The sequence below is a fragment of the Streptomyces sp. ACA25 genome (assembly GCF_028200735.1).
Taxonomy (GTDB): Bacteria; Actinomycetota; Actinomycetes; order Streptomycetales; family Streptomycetaceae; genus Streptomyces.
In genome coordinates, this window is sequence record NZ_JAQKPV010000002.1 from 408,517 (window position 1) to 432,344 (window position 23,828).

Sequence of the window (23,828 nt, forward strand, 5' to 3'; positions counted from 1 at the left end):
TGTGGAGCCGATCCTCGGCTCCTGGGAGGCCAACGTCGACCACGCGCTCGCCCGTTCACCGATCGACGTGTGCAGCAGCCGCGGCGAGGACACGGTGGTCGTCGGCAACATGGGCGTGGTGCGCGTGCTCAAGGTCAACTCGGGGAGCCGGGACGTGCGGGTCCGCGAAGGTGACCTGTGTCTGCTCATGCCGTTCGGCAAGCTCGACCGCTTCGGATACGCCGAACTCGCCTACGCCTACGACGCCCCCAACACCATCGGCCTGCTCGCCAAGCAGGCGAAGATGGACGTAAAGGTGCTTCTGCCCATCCCGGACGGCACGGCGTACTCGCTGCCCCAGTGGGCCACGTACGGGCGGTACTTCACCGCCTGGGACAACTGGCACAAGGCGTACGGGTGCTGGCGTACACAGATCGCCGAGGACGACCCGCAGAACCACCTGGTGTTCGGGTGGGGCGGCGGCGTGGCCTTCGCTGAGTTGATGCTGGCCAAGCGGGCCGGGTTCCGGGTGGCGATGACGGCGGGCTCGGACGAGCGCGTCGCCTTCCTGCGGGAGAACGGCATCACTGCGGTGGACCGCCGCCGGTTCCCCGACCTCTCGTTGCCCACGCGCGAGGAACGGACGGACCGGGACCGGCACCAGCGGCGCCGGGCGTCGGTCAAGGAGTTCCTGGGCCTCATCAACGAACTCAGCGACGGCCACGGTGTCGCGATCTTCGTGGACAACATCGGCGCCCCCCTGTACGACATCACCCTGACGGCCCTGGCCCGCCAAGGGGTCGTCACCACCTGCGGCTGGAAGGCGGGCATGCGCCTGTCGCATCTGCGGGGGGCTGAGTCCATCAGCCGGCACATCCATGTGAACACCCATGTGTGGCGACTCCAGGACTCACCGGGCATCCGGGACTTCCAGGAGGCCGAGGGCTGGATGGCACCGAAGGGGTCGGACGTGATCTACGACTTCGACCAGGTGCCCGAGCTCGCGGACGACTACGCGAACGGCCTTATCGGGTCGTACTTCCCGATGTACCAGGTGAACCCGCTCTGACTCACCCGAACCGGGAAGAGGATCGCCCCGATGGCCCGAGCGGGCCATCGGGGCCGGCCGGCCCACGCCCGCCTGTCCTGTCTGTCCCGTCTGCCCTGCCGACCGGACACCTCCCTTGAAGCGTCACACTCCGGAAGACATCACTGTTCCGACGTTCTTCGTCGGCCGGGATGTCCACCATTGCGAAGGGCCGCCATGTCAGCAGAACTGCTCAAGCGAGTACGCGATTTCACCGCGGTCGAACTGATCGGGAAGGAAGATCACTTCGACGGCCCGCCGGAACAACCCACCGCTGAGGCGTCCCGGCTGGTTGCCGCCGGCCTTGCCAACTGGTGGGTACCGCAGCATTACGGAGGCATGGGCCTGTCTTTGCAGGACAGCGTCGACGTGGTGTCCGAACTTGCCTACGGTGACGCGGGTTTCGCATTCGGCGCTTTCCTGCCCGTCCTGGGCTCCCTCATGCTCCAGCACTTCGGCGACGAGGAACTGGCGCGCCCAGCACTCGAATCGCTGGCGGCCGAGGGCAGCCGGATCGCCCTGCTCGCCAGCGAGGAAGAGGCCGGCAGTGAGCTGGTCAGGACCGCCACGACCTTCCGTGCGGAAGGCGACGGGCTGGTCCTGACGGGCGAGAAGTACTTCGCCACCAACACGGACGCAGCCGACATGCTGCTGGTGCTCGCCCGGTCGTCCGACGACGACACGGACTTCGCCGTCATCGCGGTCCCCCGCGATACGCCTGGGGTCGAGATCGTCAAGCGCTGGGATCTGCTCGGGGTCCGGGGCACCGGCACGTACCGGGTGCGGCTCAACGATTGTGCCGTTCCTGCCGCCAACCGCCTGCGCGGCAGCGGACTGCGCATACTCGAGGCGAGCCTGAACGCAAGCCGCATCCTGATCGCGGCCTGCGCGGTGGGCATCTCCCGCCGGATCAGGGACCTGTCGATGGACTACGCGGCGGCGAAAAGGATCAGGAGCGCCCCGCTCACCGAGAACGCGGTGTTCGCCGGGAAGCTCGGGCAGATGGAAATGCAGATCGACGTCATGCGCAACCAGTGCCGGGCGGCCGCGGCCGAATTCGACGGCCACCTGGCCGCGGCCGCCAATGGCGGACCCGGTCTCCTCCGGGTCGGCACGCTGCGCTCCGCACTGGCCGCCAAGCTCTTCTGCGGCCAGACAGGCTGGCACGTGGCATCGGCCGGCTCCGAACTGTTCGGCGGCCTCGGTTACACACAGGACCACCCGATCGGAAAATTGGTACGCGACATGCGTTTTGTCGCGATCATCGAAGGGGGCGAGGACATCATGCGCGACATGCTCTACGCCCGCTACGTGCTGTCCGCCCGTAAACGGCGGTGAGGACCGCGCAGGGAGGTTCGTCCCCAGTGGCCGGACCTCCCTCCGCGCCGAAGGTGCATACCTGCGGGAAGACCCCTTACCTGCCTCCGCACTCGTGAAGCGGCTGTCTCCGGCGGTGTGTCACCCCTGCCGGGCCGGGCCGAACCAGGTGGCGAGGGCAGTGCGGAGCGCGGAGGTGCCCGGCCCGCCGCCGACGTCGGCTGCCCAGGCGACATGGCCGTCGGGGCGGATGAGGAGCGCGGCCGGAGCGGGGACATCGCCGAGGACCGGGACAGGCCAGTGATCGTCCTCGCTCCGCGCCTCGACGAGGTCGACGCGATCGGCCCACCCCTTGGCGGCCACCGCCACTTCCGCGCTGCCGCGCAGGTCCAGCAGGACAGGACGGGCGGCATGCAGCAGCTCGTGGACGCGGGTGGCGCCGTCAGGTGTCTTGAGGTCGGCGTCGGGGACCCGGCGGCCCGCCAGCACATGGTCACCGTCCACCGCGTACCGGATGTCCAGTGCCGTGAGCATGCCGCGCAGATGCCGGTTGACGTCGTCAAACACGATGAGCGAGCCGAACACGTCGCGCAGCGCGTCCGTCTGAGCACCGGGGCGGGCCAGCGCGGACTGCGCCCGGGTGTTGTGCAGAACGCGCTCGGCGACCGGGTGGCGCTCAGCGTGGTAGCTGTCCAGCAGGCACACCGGCGCCTGGCCGCGCACCACCGAGGCAAGCTTCCAGCCGAGGTTGACCGCGTCCTGCACCCCCATGTTCAGCCCTTGCCCGCCGGCCGGAAAGTGGGTGTGCGCCGCGTCGCCCGCGAGCAGCACCCGGCCCGACCGGTACTGGACGGCCTGCCGTGCGGCGTCGTTGAACCGGGAGACCCACCTGGGGCTGTGCATACCGAAGTCCGTGCCCGCGAGCTTGATCAGCGAGTCCCGGAGCTGCTCGAACGTCACGGGGTCGTCACGGTCCGCGACATGATCGTAATCGGAGGTGATCACCCGGTACCAGCCCGGCTCGAAGGCGATCGCCGAGTAGTCGCCGCCCGGACAGCGCCGCGCCCAGACGTAGTCCTCAGGCAGGTCGGGAAGTTCGACGTCGCCGATCAGCGCGGTCATCGTCGCCTCAGTGCCGGGGAAGTCGATGCCCGTCAGCTTGCGCACCGTGCTGCGCCCGCCGTCGCAGCCCACGAGGTATCTGGCGCGCAGCGTCGCAGGTGCCGCCTCCCCCGTCGTCAGCTCGACCGTCACACCGGCCTCGTCCTGGCGGATCCCGCTCAGCTCTGCCGACCTGCGCACCCGCACCCCGAGCTCGGCGCCCCACTCCTCCAGCAGCCGCTCGATGGCGGACTGCAGGATCATCAGTGGGTAAGGGTGCCTGGACTCGTACTCGTCGAAGTCCAGGTAGAGGCCGGAGAAGTGGCCCACCGGCTGCAGTTCGCCCTCCGCGAGGAAACGGTCCAGGACTCCGCGCTGGTCCAGCACCTCCAGGGTGCGGGAGTGCATCCCGCCGGCTCGCGACTCGCCCGTCCGCTCCGCGAGCCGCTCGACCACCACGACATCGACACCCGCCAGCCGCAGCTCGCAGGCGAGCATCAAGCCGGTCGGCCCAGCGCCCGTGATCACCACATCCGTGTCCATGCCGCCGTCTCCCACGCCGATTCCCTCTCGTCCCGCTACGCGTCCGACCTCGCCGGATCACCTCCACGTTCACGGAAGTGGATCAGCCGGTCAAGACAGTGCCCGGGGTGGGCGGGTGATGCAGGAGCCCCTGTCCCGCCGGCGGGACGGCGTTGCGGAACCATCGCAACGGCCCTATGCACACCAGGGAGCCGGGGGTTCTCGGTGCTGCGGCTGCCGAACACCGTGGTTCCCCCGGGCCGGACGGCCCGGGGGAACCACTTGCGCTCCGGAGCCGGGGCGCGGCTCGCGGGGAGGCAGGGCTCAGGCCTGGTAGGGCTTGGCCTTCAGCACCTTCACCCGGGCGGTGTTTCCGTTCGGAAGCTCGTACTCCGCTTCCTCCCCGACCTTCTTGCCGTTCAATCCGACGCCCAGGGGGGACTGCGGTGAGTAGGTCTCGATGTCCGAGGTCGCGAACTCGCGGGAGGCCATCAGGAAGGTCATCGTGTCGTCCTCGTCGCCGTCGAAGGCGACCGTGACCACCATGCCCGGCTCCACGATGCCGTCGTCCGCGGGGGCTTCGCCGACCTTCGCGGTCTCCAGGAGCTGAGCCAGCTGGCGCACGCGCGCCTCCTGCTTGCCCTGCTCCTCCTTGGCCGCGTGATAACCGGCGTTCTCCTTCAGGTCACCCTCTTCGCGGGCCGCCTCGATCTTCTTGGCGATGTCGACGCGCGCGGGACCCGACAGGTGATCATACTCGGCCTTGAGCTGATCGTACGCCTCCTGGGTCAGCCAGGTGACAGTGCCGCTGGTCTGGGTCACAGGTGCTCCTCGAGTGCGCGTAGAAATGAACACATAAAAACAGAGCCCGCCCCTGGGTTGGTCGTGCCTACCTGGGGGTGGGCTAAACGTCGAGCATAACAAGGCGGGGTCGAGTTGCCCGGAAAATTACCCCTAGCCGCAGGTCATAAACCTGAGGTCACCGAGGTTCGGGGTCCGCCGCGCAGCCGATGAGCTCCGCCGACGTGGCCCGCTGCGTGGTCCGCAGGACGACTGCACGGTGGATGCGGTCCGTGTCGTCGTCGAAGCGGAAGTCGGCCCGCCCCACCTCGAGGCCGTCGGGCGCCTGGGACCGCACGGTGCACACCCCCGCGACGTCCGCCGGCTTGCGCACCGCGATGCGTGCCTCCACCTCGGTGTCCGACAGCACCTGGAAGCCGGTCAGCTCGCCGGAGACCGGCTGCCCCGCGATGTACACGGCGCCGGCCCAGCCCAGGGCACCCACCAGGACGGCGCCCAGCACCCCGCCGATGATCTTCAGACGCCGGTCGGTACGGGCGTCGTCCCCGGCCGATCGGCCGTAACGCCCCCGGGGCAGCCCTGCCCGGGCGGTCGGCTCCGTCACTTCGCCACTTTCCCCTCGCGCTCCCGCCCGCTCCACGACGCCCTCGGACGGGAATACCGGGCGCCGGTTCATCAGTCACTATAGGAGGCGTTTCCCGGACCTAGACGACGAGGATCGAGCCTTGACTGAGCAGCTGCGGCTCATGGCTGTGCACGCGCACCCCGACGACGAGTCGAGCAAAGGCGCGGCCACCATGGCGAAGTACGTGTCCGAAGGGGTCGATGTACTCGTCGCGACCTGCACGGGGGGCGAGCGCGGCTCGATCCTCAACCCCAAGCTGCAGGGCGACGCGTACATCGAGAAGAACATCCACGCGGTGCGGGCCAGGGAGATGGACGAGGCGCGGGAGATCCTGGGGGTCCGGCAGGAGTGGCTGGGCTTCGTGGACTCCGGGCTGCCGGAGGGCAACCCGCTCCCGCCGCTGCCGGACGGCTGCTTCGCGCTCCAGGACGTCGAGGAGGCAGCGGAGCCGCTGGTGCGGCTGATCCGGTCGTTCCGGCCGCAGGTGATCACCACCTACGACGAGAACGGCGGCTACCCGCACCCGGACCACATCATGACCTACAAGATCTCCGTGGTGGCGTTCGACGCCGCCGGCGACCCGGACCGCTATCCGGAGGCCGGCGAGCCGTGGCAGCCGCTGAAGCTCTACTACAACCAGGGCTTCAACCGCCCCCGGACCCTGGCTCTGCACGAGGCTCTGCTGGAGCGCGGCATGGAGTCCCCGTACGGCGAGTGGCTCAAGCGCTGGGCGGAATTCCAGCGCAAGGACCGGGACCTCACGACGTACGTGCCCTGCGCCGAGTTCTTCCCCGTGCGGGACAAGGCACTGATCGCCCACGCCACCCAGATCGACCCGGACGGCGGCTGGTTCAAGGTGCCGATGGAGATCCAGCAGGAGGTCTGGCCGACCGAGGAGTACGAGCTGGCGAAGTCGCACGTCGCCACCACCCTCCCCGAGTCCGACCTCTTCGCCGGCATCCGGCAGGATTGACGCCATGACTCCTCTCCTCGGCCCAGAGCTCCTCTTTCTCGCGGATGTCCAGCGGGAACGGGAGCTGGATGAGTTCGCCGTCACCCCGGGCGTGCTCGGCTTCGTCGTGTTCGCGGTGCTGGGCGTCGCCGTGTGGATCCTGCTGAAATCGATGAACACGCGGCTACACAAGGTGAACTTCCAGGAGCAGCCGCGCTCCGACGCCTGACGCACCCTTCCGGCACCGCGCCCGTCTCCCGGTGCGCGCCCCCTCCGGCCTGCCCGCCCCGGCGCGCCCGCTGCCCCGTCCGGCCCGCGAGGCGGCAGCGGACGCGCCCCTCAGGTCGCCACGCCCACCAGGTCGCGGGCCCCCCGGCGCGGCACCATGCCCATCCGCCAGCCCGGCCAGCCCGAGTCCGGGCCCTGTCCGCGCTCGAGCAGCAGGGTGTAGGTGTCCGCGACATCCGCCAGCCGCGGATCCCGCAGCGGGTGGTCCGCCCGCACCAGCCCGGCCAGCTCCTCCTGGGCCACCGCCTGCCCCACCTCCGAGCCGCCCGGTGAGGCCAGCGGCAGCAGCGTGCAGCGCAGGAACTGCGCCCAGTCCGCTCCCCGGGCGTCCGGGCGTCCCTCGCCGTATCCTTCGGTGAACAGCCGCAGCGCCTCGTCCGCCAGCTCCAGGGCCTGTGCGGGCCGCTCGTTGCCCGCGTCGATGACCGCCAGCTCCAGGCAGGACCACGCCTCGCCGTGCACCACTCCGGCCCGCTGGAAGTCCCGCCGGGCGTCGGTCAGCAGCTGCCGTGCGAAGCCGCTGTTCCGCAGCGAACCGGTGCTGGCCGCCCGCATGTCCCGGGTCACCCTGGCCGAGTGGTGCCGGGCGCAGGCCAGCCCGTAGATGTCCCGCATCCGGCTGAACATGGTGCGGGACTGCTCCAGGGTGCGCACCGCACCCGAGGCGTCCCCGGCGTCCTCCAGCGCCTGGCCCAGGTGGTACAGCGTCCACGCCTCACCCCGGGCGTCCTCGTTCTCCCGGTGCCGGGCCAGGGCCGCGGTCAGCTGCTCGGTACCCGCAGTCGGATCCGAGACGCAGACCCGGGCCCGCCCCAGCTCGGTCAGCGCCCAGGCCTGACCCCGCGGGTCACGCGAGCGTTCGTAGAGCGCCATCGCGGACCGCAGCTCGCTCTCGGCCGCCGGTACCGCCCCGCGCCGCAGCAGGGTCTGTCCCAGCTGGAACCGGGTCCACGCCTCGCCGTGCACGCTGCCGCTGCCCTGATGCAGCCGCAGCGCCTCGGCCAGCAGCTCGGCGGCGGTCACCACGCGGCCGCACTCCCGCTCCACCGTGGCCAGGGCGTGCAGGGTCCAGGCCCGGTCGCCGGCGAACTCCTCGCCGGTCTGCATCGCCAGCGCCTCACGCAGCTTCTCCCCGGCCTCCGGCAGCCGGCCCTGGTGCTGGAGCGTGATACCGAGATCGCGCAGCGCCCGGGCCGCGCCGGCCGGGTGCTGGGCCTCCTCGTACAGGCTGACCACCGAGGACAGGGTGCTGCGTGCCCGGTCGAGGTCGCCGACCTGCCTGGCGGCCACGCCCGTGCGCCACTTCACGGACCGGGTGAGCAACCCCTGGTCGACCGCCTGGGTGAGTTCGTTCAGCTCACCCAGGCGGTACAGGTCACCGCGCAGCAGGCAGTAGTCGCACAGCGCCCCCAGCAGGTGCTGGGCGACGCTGGGGTCCACCCCCTCGTCGGCGTGCCGCAGAGTGGACGTGATGAAGCTCGTCTCGTCGTCGAACCAGCGCAGGGCGGCCTCCAGGGACGGGAAGCCGTGGCCGCCCGCCGCCCCGGGAAGCAGGTCGGCGCGGGTGGAGGTGTTTCCGTCCAGCAGCCGGATCACGGTGTCGGCCAGTTCGGCGTAGCTGCGGATGAGCCGCTCCTGGGCGGCAGCCCGGTCCGCGGCCGTTTCCTCCTGCCAGAGCTGGGCGCGGGCGAAGCGGCGGACCAGGTCGTGCAGCCGGTACCGGTCCCCCCGCACGTGCCGGATCAGGCCGGCCCGGGCCAGCTCCTGCAGCCGCCGCCCGGCGACCGGCCGGCCGACGTCGAGCAGGGCCGCGGCGGCACCGGCACCGAGGCTGGCCCGGCCGGCGAGCGCCAGCCGGCGCAGCAGCGTGCGGCACTCCTCGGGCTGGTCCGCGTAGCGCAGCCGCAGCACCCGCTCGGCGGGATCCGGGATTCCGCCCGTCGGCCGGTGGGCCTCCAGCTGGTCGGCGAGTGCCGCGGGCGTGCGCTCCTCCAGGGCGGAGCCGGCCAGCCGCAGCAGCAGCGGGCGGCCGTCGCACAGCTCGATGAGGCGGCTCCAGTCCTCCTCGCCGGAGGGCACCGCCAGTGTCTCCGGCCGCTCCACGGAGGCGCGCAGCAGCTCCTGCGCGCTGTCGCGGTCCAGCGCTTCGAGCGGCAGCTGGTGCACGGAGGCCGGCAGGTCCGCGTCGAGGGTCAGCGGCTCGGCGGCGGTGACCAGGACCAGGGAATCCGAGCCGTGCGGGACGAGGGCCTGCACCTGGGCGGCGTCGGTCGCGTCGTCCAGGATGATCACCACGGGAGTGCCAGTGAGGTGCTGGTGGTAGCGCTCGATGAGGCGGCGCAGCTGGGTGACGTCGCCGCTCGGGTCCCGCCCGGCGGCATCCCGGAAGAGCAGCTGGTCGCGGGGGGCGCCGAGCCGGTTCATCAGATGGAGGACGGCGTCCCGGGTGGGCAGCGGGTCCTGGCTCTGGCCCCGCAGGTCCACCAGGCAGGCGCCGCGGAACAGCTCGCGCATCTCGTGGGCGGCCCAGCGGGCCAGCGTCGTCCGTCCGGAGCCGGACGGGCCGTGCAGGACGACCACGGTGGGGCGGGTGTCGGTCCGGGCCCGGTCCCGGTTGACCCACTGGGTGACCTGCGTGAGCTGGCTGCTGCGGCCGATGAACGGGTGCCCGCGGTCCGGGAGCTGGTCGAAGGACTTCGCCAGGACGCTGCGCGTGCGGGCGGCGGCGCTGCGGTCCGTGGGGCGGGGCCGGGAGCGGGGGGCCGCCGGCCGGCCGGTGGTGGCCCGGTTCTGCCGTCGGGCGGTCACGGCCCGCTGCTGGTCGAGGTAGGGACGGATGCCCCGCACTTCGACGGCGGTCAGCCAGGCGAGCCGCAGCTGCTCCACGCCGCCCGGCTGGTTCCGGCTGCCGGCGTCCGATTCGGTGCTCCACAGGTGCGCGACGGCCGCGTGCACGGTGAAGCCGAGAACGGCGGCCAGGGCGACGGCGGTGGCGCCCAGTAACGCCGCGGTGGTCTCGCCGTCCCTGGCGAGCAGGAGCAGGGCCGCCAGGGAGGCCGCCGCGGTGGCGACGGCCGGGCCGCCGAGCAGCGCGGGGGCGAACCGGTCGAGGAGCCGCCGGGGAGCCCCGGCCGCCTCGGCCTGCCGGAAGTCCTCGTACTCGTCGCGGGCCGGGTGGACGATGTCGGCCAGCGCACCGCGGGCCCGCTCCAGCAGCTGCCGGCCGTCGACAGCGCCCGCCGACCGGCGCACCTCTTCCTCCACGGCCCGCGACAGCAGCCGCTCGACCTCCCCCCGGTGCTGCTGCGTGAGTCCTGGCTGTCCCGGCATCCGCTCCCCCTCCCGTGACGCCGGCCGCGCGGCCGGCCAGGGGCTGTCGGCCCTGCGACAGCCCCTGGCCGAGGTATACCCGGTGAGCGGGGGCTCACCTGTGCTCCGGCCGGCCGGTCCCGGGCCCACGTCGGCCTCCGACGCCGGAACCGGCCCTCAGCGCGTGACGCGCTTGTACTTGCGCACCGCGAGCGTGCGGAAGACCGCGATGATGGCCAGCGGCCACAGCACGGCCGCCAGCACCGGGTACTGCAGGGTCAGGGCATTGGTCGCGGGCTCACCCGCGGGGTTGCCGAAAAGCTCGCGCACGGCGAACACGGTGGCACTGAACGGGTTCCATTCGGCGATCGGCTGGAGCCAGCCCGGCATGTTCTCCGAGGAGACGAAGGCCACCGAGACGAAGGTCAGCGGGAAGAGCCAGACCAGCCCTCCCGAAGTGGCCGCTTCCGGGGTGCGGACCGACAGGCCGATGAGCGCGCCGATCCAGGTGAACGAGTAGCCGAGCAGCAGGAGCAGGGCGAAGGCGCCGAGCGCCTTGGGGATGCCTTCGTGGAACCGCCAGCCGACCATGAAGGCCACGACGGACAGCACGACCAGGATCAGGGCGGTCTGCACCAGGTCCGCGAAGGTGCGGCCGGTGAGTACCGCGCCACGGGACATCGGCAGCGACCGGAACCGGTCGATGATGCCCTTCTGCATGTCCTCCGCGATGCCGGCGCTCGCTCCGGCGGTGGCGAAGGTGACGGTCTGGGCGAAGATGCCGCCCATGAGGAACTCGCGGTATGCCGCGGCGTCCAGACCTGCCCCGGGGACGTTGATCGCTCCGCCGAAGACGTAGGAGAACAGCACCACGAACATGATGGGCTGGATCAGGCCGAAGACGACGACCTCGGGGATGCGCAGCATGCGCAGCAGGTTGCGTTTGGCCACGACCAGGGAGTCCCGGAAGCCCTGGACGAAGGCGGGCCTGCCGTTGGTCGCGGGTACGGGTGCGCGGGAGGGTTTCTCCATGGCGGTGGTCACGATGCTTCCTCGGTGGCCGCGGCGGTCTTGTCGGTGGTGGCAGCCTTCCGGCTGCGCGCGGAGGTCTCCTCTTCCTCCTCGGCGGCGTGGCCGGTCAGGGAGAGGAACACGTCGTCCAGGGTCGGCCGGCGCAGGCCGATGTCGTCGATCTCGACACCCTCGGCATCCAGCTCGCGGATGACCTCGGCCAGCAGCTTGGCGCCGCCGGCCACGGGAACGGTGAGCTTGCGGCTGTGGCCCTGGAGCTTGGCCTCGCCGTCGCCGAGGCGCTGGAGCACCTCCGTGGCGACCGGGATCCGGTCGCGCTCGTGCACCACGACCTCGACGACATCGCCGCCGGCCCGGGTCTTGAGCTCGTCGGAGGTGCCGCGGGCGATGATCCGGCCGTGGTCCACCACCGCGATGCCGTCGGCGAGGTGGTCGGCCTCCTCCAGGTACTGCGTGGTCAGCAGCAGCGTGGTACCACCGGCGACGAGCTCCTGGATGATCTCCCAGAGCCCCTGCCGGTTGCGGGGGTCCAGGCCGGTGGTGGGCTCGTCCATGAACATCACGGGCGGGCTGACGACCAGGGCCGCGGCCAGGTCGAGGCGGCGGCGCATGCCACCGGAGTAGGTTTTCGCGGTGCGGTTCCCGGCCTCCGCCAGGTTGAACCGCTCCAGCAGTTCGCCGGCCCGCTTCCGGGCGGCCTTCGCGGACAGCTGGTAGAGCTGTCCGACCATCTGGAGGTTCTCCCGGCCGGTCAGGTATTCGTCGACGGCGGCGAACTGACCGGAGAGCCCGATGGACCGGCGGACCGCGTTGGGGTCTTTCAGGACGTCGATACCCGCGACTTCGGCTCGGCCGCTGTCGGGGGTGAGGAGCGTGGTGAGGACGCGTACCGCGGTGGTCTTGCCCGCGCCGTTCGGTCCGAGCAGACCGAAGACGGTGCCTTCCGGTACGTCGATGTCCACGCCGTCCAGTGCCCTGACATCGCCGAAGGTCTTGACCAGACCTTCGGCGTAGATGGCGCCTGGCATGGTGTTCTCCGAAATCTGTGAGTGATCGCTGTTCAGGTACGGCCCCGGTCCGTGCGCGCGCAGGGGTCACGCCGCCGACCGCGCCCGGGGAACGCGGTGCGGCGACCGGGCTCAGCATATCGCGATACATCGCGTCCATGGGACGGAACACAACTCCTCCGGGAGCCCGCTCCGGAGCCTTCCGGCTCAGCTCAGCACGGTGTAGCCCGTCTCCCGCAGCGCGGCGGCCACCTCGATGCAGTGCTGCGGCCCCTGCGTCTCCAGTTGCAGCTCCACCTCCGCCTCGTCCACCCCCAGTCTCGGATCGGTCCGGACGTGGTTCACCGTCAGCACGTTAGCGTCGGCCACTGACAACTCCCCGAGCAGTCCGGCCAGCACCCCCGGCCGGTCGGGCAGCCGCAGCCGCAGGGACAGGTAACGCCCGGCGGCCGCCATGCCGTGCCGCAGCGTCCGCTGCATGACCAGCGGGTCGACGTTCCCTCCGGAGAGCACCGCCACCACCGGACCGGTGAAGGACTCGGGCTCGGAGAGCAGCGCGGCCACCGGGCTCGCGCCCGCCGGCTCCACCACCAGCTTCGCCCGCTCCAGACACAGCAGCAGCGCCCGGGAGAGAGCGTCCTCACTGACGGTACGCACCTCGTCGATGTATTCGCCAATGATTTTGAACGGCACGTCCCCCGGCCGGCCCACCTTCATGCCGTCCGCCATGGTCGCCACCGAGTCCAGCGCCACCGGATGCCCGGCCGCCAGCGAGGGCGGGTAGGCCGCCGCACCCTCCGCCTGCACTCCGATGATCCGCACATCGGGCCGCAGCGACTTCACCGCCAGCGCCACCCCGGCTGCCAGACCACCGCCTCCGATTCCGACGACGATCGTGCCGACCTCCGGGCACTGCTCAAGGATCTCCAGGCCCACCGTGCCCTGTCCGGCCACCACGTCGGGGTGGTCAAAGGGGTGGATGAACACCGCTCCGGTCTCGCGCGCGTAGCTCTGCGCCGCGTGCAGGGTCTCGTCCACCACCTGGCCATGGGTGCGCACCAGCGCCCCGTAGTCCCGGGTCGCCGCCACCTTGGGCAGCGGAGCCCCCGCCGGCATGAACACCGTCGACCGCACTCCCAGCAGCGAGGCCGCGAGGGCCACCCCCTGCGCGTGGTTTCCCGCGCTCGCGGCCACCACTCCGCTCGCCCGCTCCTCAGCGGACAGCGCGGCGATCCGGGTGTACGCGCCGCGCACCTTGAACGAACCGGTGCGCTGGAGGTTTTCGCACTTCAGCAGTACCGGAGCACCCACGAGCTGGGACAGATACCGGCTGCCCTCCATCGCGGTCACCCGGGAGACACCCGCCAGCACCTTCTGGGCGCCGAGAACATCGTCGATACTGGGCCTGTGGGGGAGGGCGGGGGTGGTGCCCTCGGACCGGTTGACAACCATGACGCCAGTCTCGCAGCCGCCCGCGTCCCCGGCCCGGGCAGCATGCCCGCCCCGTCGGCCGGCCCGGACCGGCCGGGCCGCGTCACAGGTTCATGCAGCGGCGTCACAGGTTCATGCAGCGGCGTCACAGGTTCATGCAGCGGCGTCACAGCTTCGCACGGAGCGGACGCCGGGAGGGCACGGGGCGCGTACCCTGTGCGAACGCTTCACGCAACCCCCTGTATCCGCCACCCACTCTATTTCAGATAATCGGACATGAGCCCTGAATCCACCGCGCACCACACCGACCAGCAACTCGACGCGCTCCAGCACGAGGTGGCCACGTTCGCCCGCCGAGCCGAACAGACCCGCCTCGCCGGGGTCGGCCCTGCCCGCAACTCCATGGACCGGGCCGCCTACCTGCTGCTCAGCCGGCTCGACCAGGACGGCCCGGCCGGCGTCAAAGCCCTCGCGGCCGGGATGGGCATCGACTCCTCCACCGTGACCCGGCAGGTCGCTCCGCTCGTCGAATCCGGACTCGTCCACCGGACTGCCGACCCCGACGACGGCCGGGCCGTGGTCCTGCAGCTCTCCCCGCGCGGCACCGCCCGCCTCGAAGAGGTGCGCGCCTCACGGTGCACCCTCATGGCTCTGTTGACGGAGGACTGGAGCGAGGAGGAGCGCGAGTCTTTCCGCACGCTCCTCACCCGCTTCAACACCTCCGTCGCCGACTGGCTGAACGGCTCACTACCGGAGTGAGCCGCCCGCCGGGCGTCTCCCGGAACGGTCAGCCCAGCGCCTGGGCCAGGTCCGCCAGCAGATCATCCACCGACTCGATCCCGACCGACAGGCGCACCAGGTCCGCCGGCACCTCCAGCGCGGATCCCGCCACCGAGGCATGCGTCATCCGCCCCGGGTGCTCAATGAGCGACTCCACCCCGCCCAGCGACTCACCGAGCGTGAAGAGCTGGGCGCGGTTGCACACCTGGACCGCCGCCTCCTCGCCCTCCGTGACGCGGAAGGACACCATTCCGCCGAAGTCCCGCATCTGCTTGGCGGCGACCTCGTGGCCGGGGTGCGACTCCAGGCCCGGGTAGTACACCTGCGACACCCGGGGGTGCGACACCAGCATCTCGACGATCCGGGCGGCGTTCGCACTGTGCCGGTCCATCCGCACGGCCAGCGTCTTCGCGCCCCTCAGCACCAGCCAGGCGTCGAACGGCCCGGCGATCGCCCCCATGGCGTTCTGGTGATAGGCCAGCTCCTCCCCCAGCCCGGCGTCCCGGGCGACCAGCGCCCCGCCGACCACATCGGAATGCCCGCCCATGTACTTGGTGGTCGAGTGCACCACCACGTCCGCCCCCAGAGCCAGCGGCTGCTGGAGGTACGGGCTGGCGAAGGTGTTGTCCACGACCAGCAGGACGCCGGCGGACCGGGTGATGTCCGCGATCTGCGCGATGTCCGTGATGCCGAGCAACGGATTGGACGGCGTCTCCACCCACACGGCCTTGGTCTCGGGCCGCAGCGCGGCCCTGACCGCCTCCGGGTCGGAGCTGTGGACCACCGACCACGTCACCCCCCACCGCTCCACGACCTTCGCGATCAGCCGGAAGGTGCCACCGTAGGCGTCATCCGGGATCACCAGATGGTCACCCGGTTTCAGCACCGTACGCAGCAGGCAGTCCTCGGCCGCCAGGCCGGAGGCGAACGCCAGCCCGCGCCGGCCGCCCTCCAGTGCGGCGAGGTTCTCCTCCAGCGCGGTGCGGGTCGGATTGGCCGAACGGCTGTACTCATAGCCGCCGCGCAGCCCGCCCACCCCGTCCTGCTTGTAGGTGGAGACTTGGTGGATCGGGGGGACAACGGCGCCCGTGACCTCATCGGGCTCCTGCCCGGCATGGATGGCCAGGGTCTCGAAGTGCTGCTCGCTCATGGCTCCACCGTAATGGGCCGTACCGTGGAAGCATCCCAGGACCGCCCGGTCATAGGGTGTCAGCACGCCGATGTCACCGTCCGCACCGCCTGTCAACGGAGCCGCACCGCATGGAAGCCCTGCTGTTGATGATCGCCCTGACCGTCATCTTCGGGGTCCTCGTGATGCCCGCGCTGCGCCGGCGCAAGGAACGGATGGAGTTCCAGCAGGCCGCGGAGAACGCCGAGAGCCGGACCCGGCGGCCATGGGACGCCGGACCCGACGATCAGCAGGGCATCTCCCTGCGCAAGGAGGGCGAGCCGCAGGCCACCTCCCCCGGCTCGGTGACACCCCAGGGACTCGTCCCGGTCGAGGAGCTGGACCTGCGGCTGCCCGGCCCGGACGACGCACTGGTCGCCACCCTGGAGGAAGTCCAGCGCACCCAGAACTGGCGCCCCGCCGGCCAGCTCCTCGCCCTGACCGACGACCACGAGCTGCGCTGGCAGCGTGTGCAGTCCCTCGCGGGTGCCGCAGCCATGGAGCTGGCGCAGTGGCAGACCGCCACCGGCCCGCCCGAGGACACGCCGGCCGGCGACGCCGGCCCCCTCGACTCCGTCTCCCTCGCCAAGGACGAGCAGCAGCGGGACGCGCGCTGGCTGCGCACCTGGCGCATGGACGAGCCGAACGACCCGGGCGGCGCCGAGGTCTACGCCCAGTTCCTGGTGTGGCAGGCGATGTCGGACACCGGCTCCGCCGACCACCGCATCATCCTCGAAGAGGCCCGCTCGGTGGCCGCCGAAGCCGCCCGCCTCGCACCGCAGGACCCCGTCCCGCACATCACCGAGCTGTTCGTCGCCCGCGGCCTGGACTACCGCAAGCCGGACTTCGAGGCCGTCTGGGCGGAGGTCACCCGCCGCAGCCGGGACCACATGGGCGCGCACCTCGCGGCACTGACCTACTGGTCGGAGAAGTGGAGCGGCTCGAAGGACGAGGCGTACGGCTTCGCGCAGAGCGCCGCCGGCAGCGCCCCGCCGCACAGCCTGCTGCCCGCCCTCCCGCTGTTCGCCGTCTACGACCACCTGCCCGACGTCCAGCTCTCCCCCAGGATGTACCAGGGTGCGGTGATCGCGGACGCCATCGAGGCGGCCCAGTACGCGCTCGGCCAGGTACGCCCCGAGCACTCCATGGAAGCCCACGTGCGGCACCTGCTGCTGTACTTCCTGGTACGTGCCGAGCGCTACGCCGAGGCCGCGGAACAGGTGCGGGCCATCGACGGTTATGTAGGGGCGGTGCCCTGGGTCAACAGCGAGAACCCCCGCAGCGAGTACGCCGGGTACCGCGCCATGGCCATCGGCCGCCAGTAGGGACAGGAGAACGCGATGTTGTTCGGCTTCAAGAACCGGCTGCCCACCGCCGAGGAGGCCCTGCCGGGCCGCGACGCGCCGGCCTTCGAGGTGCCGGAGCGCCACACCGTCCTCAGCAACCCGCTCCTCGGCCCGTATCCGGAGCACCTGGAGATCGCGGATTTCGCCATGGGCTGCTTCTGGGGCGCGGAACGCGTCTTCTGGCAGATTCCCGGGGTGTGGACCACCCTCGTCGGCTACCAGGGCGGCACCACCCCCCACCCCTCGTACGAGGAGGTGTGCAGCGGCATGACCGGGCACACCGAGGCAGTGCGCGTCGTCTTCGACCCCCGGCAGGTCAGCTACGAGAAGCTGCTCAGCGTCTTCTGGGAGTCCCACGACCCCACCCAGGGCTTCCGCCAGGGCAACGACCGCGGCACCCAGTACCGGTCCGCCGTCCACACCCACTCGGTGGAGCAGCAGCGCGCCGCCGAGTCCTCCCGCACGGCCTACCAGCAGGTCCTGCGCGCCGCCGGCCACGGCGAGATCACCACCGAACTGCTCCCGGCGAAGAACCGCCCCTTCCACCCCGCCGAGCCGTACCACCAGCAGTACCTGGACAAGAACCCCGGCGGCTACTGCGGCATCGGCGGCACGGGCGTCTCCTGCCCCGTGGGCGTCGCACGCACCGACGGCTGACCTGCCCGCACCGCTCGCCCCGCTCATGCGCGGCAGGGCTCGCCGCAGGGCGCGTTTCCCCGTCGAATCGGCCGTCCCCGACGCGGAAACGCGCCCCCGACCACCGGGCACGGCGGCCCGCCTGGAGGGGCAACGTGGTCACCCGGGGGTGAACTCGTACTCGAGTTCGTACAGGTGGCCGGCATGGGCCATGGCGGTGACCTCGAGCCGCTCGTGGAGCGATCCCCGGTCGATCGCGCCTGCTTCCTCGTTGGACACGGTCAGTCAACCTTCAGCTCGTAGCGCAGCCGCTGACGGGACGCGGGCATCGTCATGGCATCCACCTGAAGGGACCGGCTGTCGGCGTCCAGAGTGACCCGGATCAGGTGGAGAACCGGCTCTCCCGATTCCATCTCCAGCACGTCGGCCTCCTCCTCGCTGGGCATGCGTGCGCTCACGTCCTCGCGCACGGTTCGACCGGTATGACCGAGCCGGGCGAGCAGGGCGACCGCTCCGCCGGGGATCTTCCGCGTCTCGGCGAGCGCGGTACCCCCCGCGATATCGGCCGGGTAGTACGTGTCGACCAGCTCGGTGGGACGGCCGTCCAGCAGCATCACACGGCGGCGCACGATCACCGGGACTCCTTCCGGCACGCCCAGCAGATGCGCCACCACAGCCGGTGCGGGGGCCTCCCCCGCCTGCACGACCCGCTGAGTCCCCCGCCTTCCCCGGTTCGCCGTCTCCGCGCTCCAGGCGTCGGATTCCCCCTCACCCGGTGGTCGGAGGTAGGGCATTGACGTGCTGACCCACTCGCCTGTGCTCATACGTGTCCTCCCCTTGCGCCGGCGCCCTGAGCGGTTGTTCGTCCCCCGGGGTCGAGCGTATGCGCGGACTCCTCACCCAACTGGTGGATGGGGCAGGGACACAAGCACATGGGGGAAGGGGGGCGGCCGGGCACCGTGCAGTGCTCCCCCGCGCCCCCGCGCCCGCCTCTGCGCCTCCCCCGGCCTGCCGGGCGACGGGTCAGGAGCGCTTCTGCGGGGCCAGGAGCTCCTGGCGCAGGACGGGGGCGAGGGCGGCGGGGTCGACGTTGTGGTCCTGGCCGGGAAGGACACGGTGGACGGCGTTCGGCAGGAGGTCGGCGAGGGCCTGGGTGCCCCGGTGCATGAAGGGCTCACTGCGCTCCCCGGCGATCACCGTGGTGGGGACCGTGACGGAGGACCATTCCGCGGGCAGCGGCTTGCCGGACATGGTGTCCCCCATGACCCGGCCGTCGTAGGCGAGGGTGTGCGCCACCGCCTCCATTCCGGGCCACATGGGGCTCTCCCGGAGCGGGCCGAGAAATTCCTCGGGGACGCCGACGGCCATCGTCATGAAGTAGGTGACGGCCTCTCCGCGTTGCCCGGCCGCGATGAGCTCGTCGAGCCGCTGGACGTAGTCGTCGGGCAGCGGGGGGCGGCTGTCATCGGTGAGGAAGGGCGGCTCGTAGAGCGTCAGCTGCGTGACGGGGAGGCCGGCTGCCGCTGCCCGGAGAGCGAGGACCGCGCCCGACGACATGCCGTGGAGGAAGGCGGAGCCGCCCGCGTCCTCGATGACCGCCGCGAGGTCCTCGATCTCGCGGCCGACCGCGTAGGGCGGGTTGTCGCCGCTGTCGTTGCGGCCCCGGCGGTCGTAGGAGTACACGGTGAAGTGCGGTTCCAGGGCGGGCACCAGCGGCTCCGGAAAGAGCCGGCTGCCCAGCGCGCCGGAGACCAGGACCAGTGCCGGTCCGGCGCCGGACCGGTCGACGGCGATGCGGGTGCCGTCCGCGGAGGTGACGGTGTGCACGGTACTCACTCCCCGTTCCCGGCCAGGTGGCCGGCCAGCTTGTCGAAGGACTGGCTCCAGCCGGTCCTTGCCTGATCGGCGACCCCCTCCGTGGTGACGCCCACGGTGTGGAAGGTCATCTCGGTCCGGCCGTCACCGAGGTCCGCGAAGGTGACGGTCGCCACCCACTCGCCGACTCCCCGCTCCGGCTTGCTCCAGGTGGTGACCACCAGCCGCTCGGGGGCGCGCACCTCCCGGAAGACACCGAACACCGGGTACTCCGCGCCATCGGCCTCGTGGACCATGGTGAGCGCGAACTCCCCGCCTTCCCGGGCGTCCGAGGTGATGGTGGCCGGCGGCGTACGGAAGCCCTGCGGACCCCACCACCCGGCGAGCTGATCAGGATCCGTCCAGGCCCGGAACACCAGCTCCCGCGGCGCGTCGAAGACCCGCGTGAGGGTGAACTCGGCGCTTACGCCGCGCTCCGGCTCCGGCGGCCCGCCTACTTCTTCGGGTGTTCTGTCAGTCATTTTGCTGCCCCTTCTTGATCTGTTCCAGGTGCTTTTCCAGGCGGTCGAACCGGTCCTCCCAGAACGCCCGGTAGGACTCGAGCCAGGCCGTGGCGTCTCCCAGCGGGGCCGCCTCCAGGCGGCAGGGCCGCCACTGGGCGTTACGGCCCCGGGTGATCAGCCCGGCGCGCTCCAGCACCTTCAGGTGCTTGGAGACCGCGGGAAGGCTCATTTCGAACGGCTCCGCCAGCTCGTTCACCGTCGCCTCGCCCAGTGCGAGGCGGGCGAGTATCGCGCGCCGCGTCGGATCGGCCAGGGCCGCGAACGTGCTGCTCAGCCGGTCCACCGCGGTCACCGCCTCTCCTTGCTCAACCAATCGGTTAATTAACCGATAGGTTGAATATAGGCCGAGGCAGGGAAGGAGTCAAGGGCACCCGGGAGGAGGCGGGGCAGCTGCGGGAGCGAGGCCGACCGGCAATCGGAGAGGACTCACCGGGCCCCGCCTCCGGACCGCTCGCCACCCGGGCCGGCCTCGGGTCCGGCGTCGTCCGGGGCGAAGTCGTCCGGGGTGAAGTCGTCCGGGGCGGCGCCATCGGGGGCGGCGTCGTCCCAGCTCTCGTCGGCCCAGTCCTCGTCGACCCAGTCGGCCGCCTCCGGGTCGTACACCGCGGGCTCACTGCTCCAGGAAGCCTGGGTCAGCTCGACCCCCGGCAGGCCGGTCACCAGGTCGACCGGATCGACCAGATAGGCCACGGCCTCCGCCGGGCTGCGGGAAACCGCCTGGTCGGCGATCGCACGCTGCTCCTCCGGCATGAGCTCATCGCTCGCGATGCGCACCCGGGCGGCTCTGATCAGGCCTTCGGCCTCGGCAATCTCCAGCACAAGGTCAACCTGGAGTCGCACATATCCGTATTCGTCCCATGTCATGCCAGGGAGAGTAAGCGCGTTCCCCGTCCGCACTTCCCTGCGACCCGCACGGAGCCGTAACATCGCTGCGCACACCGCCGTTCGCAGCAACACCCGGGAGCCCTTGTGGCCGATCACCGTCGCACGGTCGACCGACGCCCACTCATCACGGGGGTAGTGGCCGCCGGCGTTCTGTGCGGAGTCTGGCTGATGCCGTCCGCTCATGCGGGGGACGACCGGCCCGGCACTCCGCAGGGTGAGCAGTCACCCACCGAGGACACCGCCACGGAGAACGACTCCCCGGTGGAGTGACGCGCCGGGGCACGCCTTCGGTTGCGCCGCACACCCCGGCCGCGGCAAGCGGCGCGGGGTGCACTGCCGGAAGCGGCCGGGACGGCCGGGGTCAGGCCAGCGGTCCGGTGGCCGTCTCCGCGGCCCGCACCAGCGCGCCGTCCCGGACGAACTCCGCCGCCGCGGCCAGGTCCGGGGCCAGGAACCGGTCCTCGCCGGGCCCCGGCACGCCTGCCGCGCGCAGCGCCGCGGTCACCGCCCGGGCCGCCGGGCCGGGCTCGCGGCCTTCGGCAAGCAGCCCGTCCCGCAGTTCCAGGGCCCTGGTGGCGGCGTAGAGCTCGACGGCGAGCACCCGGGTGAGGTGGTCGACGGAGGTGCGCAGCTTGCGCGCCGCCGACCAGCCCATGGAGACGTGGTCCTCCTGCATGGCCGAGGACGGGATCGAGTCGGTGGAGGCGGGCACCGCCAGCCGCTTCATCTCGCTGACCAGTGCGGCCTGGGTGTACTGGGCGATCATCAGACCCGAGTCGACGCCGGCGTCCGCGGCCAGGAACGGCGGCAGGCCGTGGGAACGGTTCCGGTCGAGCATCCGGTCGGTGCGGCGCTCGGCGATCGAGGCCAGGTCGGCGGCGACGATGGCGAGGAAGTCCAGGACGTAGGCGACGGGGGCGCCGTGGAAGTTGCCGTTGGACTCCACTCGGCCGGTGCCGTCGGGACCGGCGAGCACGACCGGGTTGTCGACGGCTGCGGCCAGCTCCCGCTCGGCGACGGTGCGGGCGTGCGCCAGGGTGTCGCGGCCGGCTCCGGCGACCTGCGGGGCGCAGCGCACGGAGTAGGCGTCCTGGACTCGCGGGGCGTCGTCCTGATGGTGGCCGGTGAGGCCGGAGCCGGCGAGCACCCGGAGCATGTTGGCGGCACTGGCCGCCTGGCCGGGGTGCGGGCGCAGGGCGTGGAGTTCGGGGGCGAGCACCCGGTCGGTGCCGAGCAGCGCCTCCAGGGTCAGCGCGGCGGTGATGTCGGCGGAGGTGAGCAGCAGGGAGAGGTCAGCGCAGGCCATCGCGAGCATGCCGAGCATGCCGTCGGTGCCGTTGAGGAGGGCCAGACCCTCCTTCTCGCGCAGTTCGACGGGGGTGATGCCGTGCTCGGTGAGCAGCTCCGCGGCGGGGCGCACGGTGCCGTCCGGGCCCTCGGCGTCACCTTCGCCCATCAGGGTCAGCGCGCAGTGCGAGAGCGGGGCGAGGTCTCCGGAGCAGCCGAGCGAACCGTACTCGTGGACGACGGGGGTGATGCCGGCGTTGAGCACGTCGGCCATCGTCTGCGCCACCTCGGGGCGCACGCCGGTGTGGCCGGAGGCTACGGTCTTCAGGCGGAGGAACAGCAGCGCACGGACCACCTCACGTTCGACGGGCGGGCCCATGCCGGCGGCGTGCGAGCGGACGATGTTGCGCTGCAGCCGGGCCCGCAGGTCCGGGCTGATGTGGCGGACGGCCAGGGCGCCGAAGCCCGTGGACACCCCGTAGACCGGGTCGGACCCGGCTGCCAGATCGTCGATGATCCGCCGGGAGACGGCGAGGGCGTGGCGGGTTTCCTCCGCCAGCTCGACCCGGGCCGCCCCACGGGCGACGGCGATGACGTCTTCGAGTGACGTGCCGGAGGTTCCCAGCACCAGGGTGTGCATAGCCATATTCAGGAGAGTACGGCGTGAATCAACGATCGTCACGACGGGGTCCCGGTGCTCCTCGCGCGGACACCGGCGCGGGGCCCGGACGGCCCCGGAAGGTGCGGCGGTCGCTTCCTTCGGGCACCGTGTCGGCCAGCCGGACGACCACGTCCTCGGGACCGGCCCGGCCGGCGACGACCGGCTCCGCGGAACGGGCCGCTTTGGCACGGTACTGCGCCGCGTCCGCGAGCCGGAACAGCCTGCGGGCGGACCTGACCGGGCCGATTGCCTCCCCCGTGGACGCCACCCCGCAGGCGACGCCGTCCCCGAGCTCCAGCTCGGCCGCCCGCCGGCACACCTCGCGTGCGGCCCCGAGGACCTCCTCGGCCGTGGGACCGACCGCTATCAGGCAGAACTCGTCGCCGCCGAGCCGGGCGGCCAGCGTGCCCGGGAGCGCGGCGCCACAGAGGGACAGCGCCGAGCCGAACCGTTCCAGCAAGCGGTCGCCCATGGTGTGACCGTGCGTGTCATTGACCCGCTTGAGGCCGTTGAGGTCGCAGACGACCAGGCTGATCACGGTTCCGCTGCGGCGATGCTCCTCCACCGCGTGGTCCAGCCTGGCGTCGACGGCCCTCCGGTTCGCCAGCCCGGTCAGCGGGTCGGTGAAGGCCAGCCGGCGCACCTCCTCCAGCCGCTCGTGCTGCACCACCCCGGCGGCCGTGACGGCCGCCAGCACCGCGGCGAAGCCGGTGTCGTCCCGGTCGAACACCGGGGCGCGTGGGCCGCGTGCCACGTACAGCTCTCCCCAGGCCCTGCCGTGCAGCACGATCGGTGCGACCACGCAGCAGCCGCGGCCCCGGCGGCGCAGCGCGGCGGCGCGGCCGCCGAAGATCTGCGCCGGGCCGGGCCCGCCCCGGCCGGAGGGCCCGGTACGACGGCCGTCCGCGGTCTCCAGCCAGGCCTGCGGCTCCCCTCCCCGGCTCCAGCGCTCGTGCAGGAACTCCGTGACTTCGGGGAAGTCATGGATGGGGTAGGACTCGTCGGCGGGGAACCGCACCTCCCCGGGGGCCAGCTCACCGGTGTTGACCAGGACGCGCAGCCGGCCGCGCTCCCGTTCCCACGCCGACACCGCGGCGAACGAGCCCGCCATGGCGGCCCGGGATCTCTCCGCCGCCGCGTGCGCCACGTCCGGCAGGCTGGTCGCCGCGGCCATCGCCTGCGCCAGCTCCACCACAGCCCGCAGCCGAGTGTCGTCGCCCATGCGCCAAGGCTATG

Annotated in this window: 22 protein-coding genes; 7 read left to right on the forward strand and 15 right to left on the reverse strand. The window is 71.7% G+C overall.

Features of this window, described 5'->3' with window-relative positions; all coding sequences use genetic code 11:
• Position 1: 1 nt before the first annotated feature.
• Entirely contained in the window at positions 2-1,048 is a 1,047-nt protein-coding gene (locus PJ985_RS05415; protein ID WP_271682374.1) for a zinc-binding dehydrogenase, read from the forward strand.
• A gap of 195 nt (positions 1,049-1,243) precedes the next feature.
• Positions 1,244-2,404, forward strand: a complete 1,161-nt coding sequence (locus PJ985_RS05420) for an acyl-CoA dehydrogenase family protein (RefSeq protein ID WP_271682375.1) — start codon at positions 1,244-1,246, stop codon at positions 2,402-2,404.
• A 120-nt stretch (positions 2,405-2,524) separates the two neighbouring features.
• Here the strand turns inward: PJ985_RS05420 and PJ985_RS05425 are convergent, their stop codons facing one another.
• The 3 genes from PJ985_RS05425 to PJ985_RS05435 form a co-directional block, all read right to left on the reverse strand.
• Positions 2,525-4,027, reverse strand: coding sequence for an FAD-dependent monooxygenase (locus tag PJ985_RS05425; protein WP_271682376.1), 1,503 nt, complete (start codon positions 4,025-4,027; stop codon positions 2,525-2,527).
• Between the two features lie 303 nt (positions 4,028-4,330).
• The gene (gene greA, locus PJ985_RS05430) at positions 4,331-4,828 is read right to left on the reverse strand and encodes a transcription elongation factor GreA (protein WP_271682377.1); all 498 of its coding nucleotides are present in this window, start codon (positions 4,826-4,828) and stop codon (positions 4,331-4,333) included.
• Positions 4,829-4,985: 157 nt separating this feature from the next.
• The gene (locus PJ985_RS05435; protein WP_271682378.1) at positions 4,986-5,411 is read right to left on the reverse strand and encodes a DUF4307 domain-containing protein; all 426 of its coding nucleotides are present in this window, start codon (positions 5,409-5,411) and stop codon (positions 4,986-4,988) included.
• Positions 5,412-5,532: 121 nt separating this feature from the next.
• Here PJ985_RS05435 and mca point away from each other — a divergent pair, with 121 nt between their 5' ends.
• Together mca and PJ985_RS05445 are read left to right on the forward strand one after the other, a co-directional pair.
• Positions 5,533-6,405 (forward strand): mycothiol conjugate amidase Mca, encoded by an 873-nt coding sequence (gene mca, locus PJ985_RS05440; protein ID WP_271682379.1) that lies wholly within the window; start codon positions 5,533-5,535, stop codon positions 6,403-6,405.
• Between the two features lie 4 nt (positions 6,406-6,409).
• Positions 6,410-6,613 (forward strand): hypothetical protein, encoded by a 204-nt coding sequence (locus PJ985_RS05445; RefSeq protein ID WP_271682380.1) that lies wholly within the window; start codon positions 6,410-6,412, stop codon positions 6,611-6,613.
• A 110-nt stretch (positions 6,614-6,723) separates the two neighbouring features.
• Here PJ985_RS05445 and PJ985_RS05450 read toward each other — a convergent pair whose 3' ends face one another.
• The 4 genes from PJ985_RS05450 to ilvA form a co-directional block, all read right to left on the reverse strand.
• Positions 6,724-10,002 (reverse strand): tetratricopeptide repeat protein, encoded by a 3,279-nt coding sequence (locus PJ985_RS05450; RefSeq protein ID WP_271682381.1) that lies wholly within the window; start codon positions 10,000-10,002, stop codon positions 6,724-6,726.
• A 156-nt stretch (positions 10,003-10,158) separates the two neighbouring features.
• Positions 10,159-11,013 (reverse strand): ABC transporter permease, encoded by an 855-nt coding sequence (locus PJ985_RS05455; protein WP_271682535.1) that lies wholly within the window; start codon positions 11,011-11,013, stop codon positions 10,159-10,161.
• A gap of 8 nt (positions 11,014-11,021) precedes the next feature.
• The gene (locus PJ985_RS05460) at positions 11,022-12,041 is read right to left on the reverse strand and encodes an ATP-binding cassette domain-containing protein (RefSeq protein WP_271682382.1); all 1,020 of its coding nucleotides are present in this window, start codon (positions 12,039-12,041) and stop codon (positions 11,022-11,024) included.
• A 186-nt stretch (positions 12,042-12,227) separates the two neighbouring features.
• Positions 12,228-13,472: a threonine ammonia-lyase gene (gene ilvA, locus PJ985_RS05465; protein ID WP_271682383.1), complete on the reverse strand. Its 1,245-nt coding sequence runs from the start codon at positions 13,470-13,472 to the stop codon at positions 12,228-12,230.
• Between the two features lie 255 nt (positions 13,473-13,727).
• Between ilvA and PJ985_RS05470 the strand changes: the two genes are divergently transcribed.
• Complete coding sequence (locus PJ985_RS05470; protein ID WP_271682384.1) at positions 13,728-14,210, forward strand: MarR family winged helix-turn-helix transcriptional regulator; 483 nt, start codon at positions 13,728-13,730, stop codon at positions 14,208-14,210.
• 28 nt (positions 14,211-14,238) lie between these two features.
• Here the strand turns inward: PJ985_RS05470 and PJ985_RS05475 are convergent, their stop codons facing one another.
• Positions 14,239-15,381 (reverse strand): cystathionine gamma-synthase, encoded by a 1,143-nt coding sequence (locus tag PJ985_RS05475; protein WP_271682385.1) that lies wholly within the window; start codon positions 15,379-15,381, stop codon positions 14,239-14,241.
• 110 nt (positions 15,382-15,491) lie between these two features.
• Between PJ985_RS05475 and PJ985_RS05480 the strand changes: the two genes are divergently transcribed.
• Positions 15,492-16,724, forward strand: a complete 1,233-nt coding sequence (locus tag PJ985_RS05480; RefSeq protein ID WP_271682386.1) for a hypothetical protein — start codon at positions 15,492-15,494, stop codon at positions 16,722-16,724.
• 15 nt (positions 16,725-16,739) lie between these two features.
• On the forward strand, positions 16,740-17,402 hold the full coding sequence (gene msrA / locus PJ985_RS05485) for a peptide-methionine (S)-S-oxide reductase MsrA (RefSeq protein ID WP_271682387.1): 663 nt from the start codon (positions 16,740-16,742) through the stop codon (positions 17,400-17,402).
• Positions 17,403-17,662: 260 nt separating this feature from the next.
• Here msrA and PJ985_RS05490 read toward each other — a convergent pair whose 3' ends face one another.
• The 7 genes from PJ985_RS05490 to PJ985_RS05520 form a co-directional block, all read right to left on the reverse strand.
• Positions 17,663-18,205 carry a GntR family transcriptional regulator gene (locus PJ985_RS05490; protein WP_271682388.1) on the reverse strand — a complete coding sequence of 181 codons (543 nt, stop codon included), beginning with the start codon at positions 18,203-18,205 and terminating at the stop codon, positions 17,663-17,665.
• A 199-nt stretch (positions 18,206-18,404) separates the two neighbouring features.
• The gene (locus tag PJ985_RS05495) at positions 18,405-19,217 is read right to left on the reverse strand and encodes an alpha/beta fold hydrolase (protein WP_333909832.1); all 813 of its coding nucleotides are present in this window, start codon (positions 19,215-19,217) and stop codon (positions 18,405-18,407) included.
• Positions 19,214-19,717 (reverse strand): SRPBCC family protein, encoded by a 504-nt coding sequence (locus tag PJ985_RS05500; protein ID WP_271682389.1) that lies wholly within the window; start codon positions 19,715-19,717, stop codon positions 19,214-19,216. Before PJ985_RS05500 ends, PJ985_RS05495 begins: the two co-directional genes overlap by 4 nt.
• On the reverse strand, positions 19,710-20,051 hold the full coding sequence (locus PJ985_RS05505) for an ArsR/SmtB family transcription factor (protein ID WP_271682390.1): 342 nt from the start codon (positions 20,049-20,051) through the stop codon (positions 19,710-19,712). Before PJ985_RS05505 ends, PJ985_RS05500 begins: the two co-directional genes overlap by 8 nt.
• Before the next feature lie 134 nt (positions 20,052-20,185).
• Entirely contained in the window at positions 20,186-20,623 is a 438-nt protein-coding gene (locus PJ985_RS05510) for a hypothetical protein (RefSeq protein WP_271682391.1), read from the reverse strand.
• Between the two features lie 382 nt (positions 20,624-21,005).
• Positions 21,006-22,577 (reverse strand): histidine ammonia-lyase, encoded by a 1,572-nt coding sequence (gene hutH, locus PJ985_RS05515; RefSeq protein WP_271682392.1) that lies wholly within the window; start codon positions 22,575-22,577, stop codon positions 21,006-21,008.
• Between the two features lie 22 nt (positions 22,578-22,599).
• Complete coding sequence (locus tag PJ985_RS05520; RefSeq protein WP_271682393.1) at positions 22,600-23,814, reverse strand: GGDEF domain-containing protein; 1,215 nt, start codon at positions 23,812-23,814, stop codon at positions 22,600-22,602.
• Positions 23,815-23,828: the final 14 nt, after the last annotated feature.

Bases quoted from the DNA above. Each gene is read 5' to 3' on its own strand.
- hutH (WP_271682392.1), bottom strand. From the start codon at position 22,577: ATGGCTATGCACACCCTGGTGCTGGGAACCTCCGGCACGTCACTCGAA.
- PJ985_RS05520 (WP_271682393.1), bottom strand. From the start codon at position 23,814: ATGGGCGACGACACTCGGCTGCGGGCTGTGGTGGAGCTGGCGCAGGCG.
- PJ985_RS05470 (WP_271682384.1), top strand. From the start codon at position 13,728: ATGAGCCCTGAATCCACCGCGCACCACACCGACCAGCAACTCGACGCG.
- PJ985_RS05450 (WP_271682381.1), bottom strand. From the start codon at position 10,002: ATGCCGGGACAGCCAGGACTCACGCAGCAGCACCGGGGGGAGGTCGAG.
- PJ985_RS05445 (WP_271682380.1), top strand. From the start codon at position 6,410: ATGACTCCTCTCCTCGGCCCAGAGCTCCTCTTTCTCGCGGATGTCCAG.
- PJ985_RS05460 (WP_271682382.1), bottom strand. From the start codon at position 12,041: ATGCCAGGCGCCATCTACGCCGAAGGTCTGGTCAAGACCTTCGGCGAT.
- PJ985_RS05455 (WP_271682535.1), bottom strand. From the start codon at position 11,013: ATGGAGAAACCCTCCCGCGCACCCGTACCCGCGACCAACGGCAGGCCC.
- PJ985_RS05490 (WP_271682388.1), bottom strand. From the start codon at position 18,205: ATGAGCACAGGCGAGTGGGTCAGCACGTCAATGCCCTACCTCCGACCA.
- PJ985_RS05475 (WP_271682385.1), bottom strand. From the start codon at position 15,381: ATGAGCGAGCAGCACTTCGAGACCCTGGCCATCCATGCCGGGCAGGAG.
- PJ985_RS05425 (WP_271682376.1), bottom strand. From the start codon at position 4,027: ATGGACACGGATGTGGTGATCACGGGCGCTGGGCCGACCGGCTTGATG.
- PJ985_RS05480 (WP_271682386.1), top strand. From the start codon at position 15,492: ATGGAAGCCCTGCTGTTGATGATCGCCCTGACCGTCATCTTCGGGGTC.
- PJ985_RS05500 (WP_271682389.1), bottom strand. From the start codon at position 19,717: ATGACTGACAGAACACCCGAAGAAGTAGGCGGGCCGCCGGAGCCGGAG.
- ilvA (WP_271682383.1), bottom strand. From the start codon at position 13,472: ATGGTTGTCAACCGGTCCGAGGGCACCACCCCCGCCCTCCCCCACAGG.
- PJ985_RS05510 (WP_271682391.1), bottom strand. From the start codon at position 20,623: ATGACATGGGACGAATACGGATATGTGCGACTCCAGGTTGACCTTGTG.
- msrA (WP_271682387.1), top strand. From the start codon at position 16,740: ATGTTGTTCGGCTTCAAGAACCGGCTGCCCACCGCCGAGGAGGCCCTG.
- PJ985_RS05420 (WP_271682375.1), top strand. From the start codon at position 1,244: ATGTCAGCAGAACTGCTCAAGCGAGTACGCGATTTCACCGCGGTCGAA.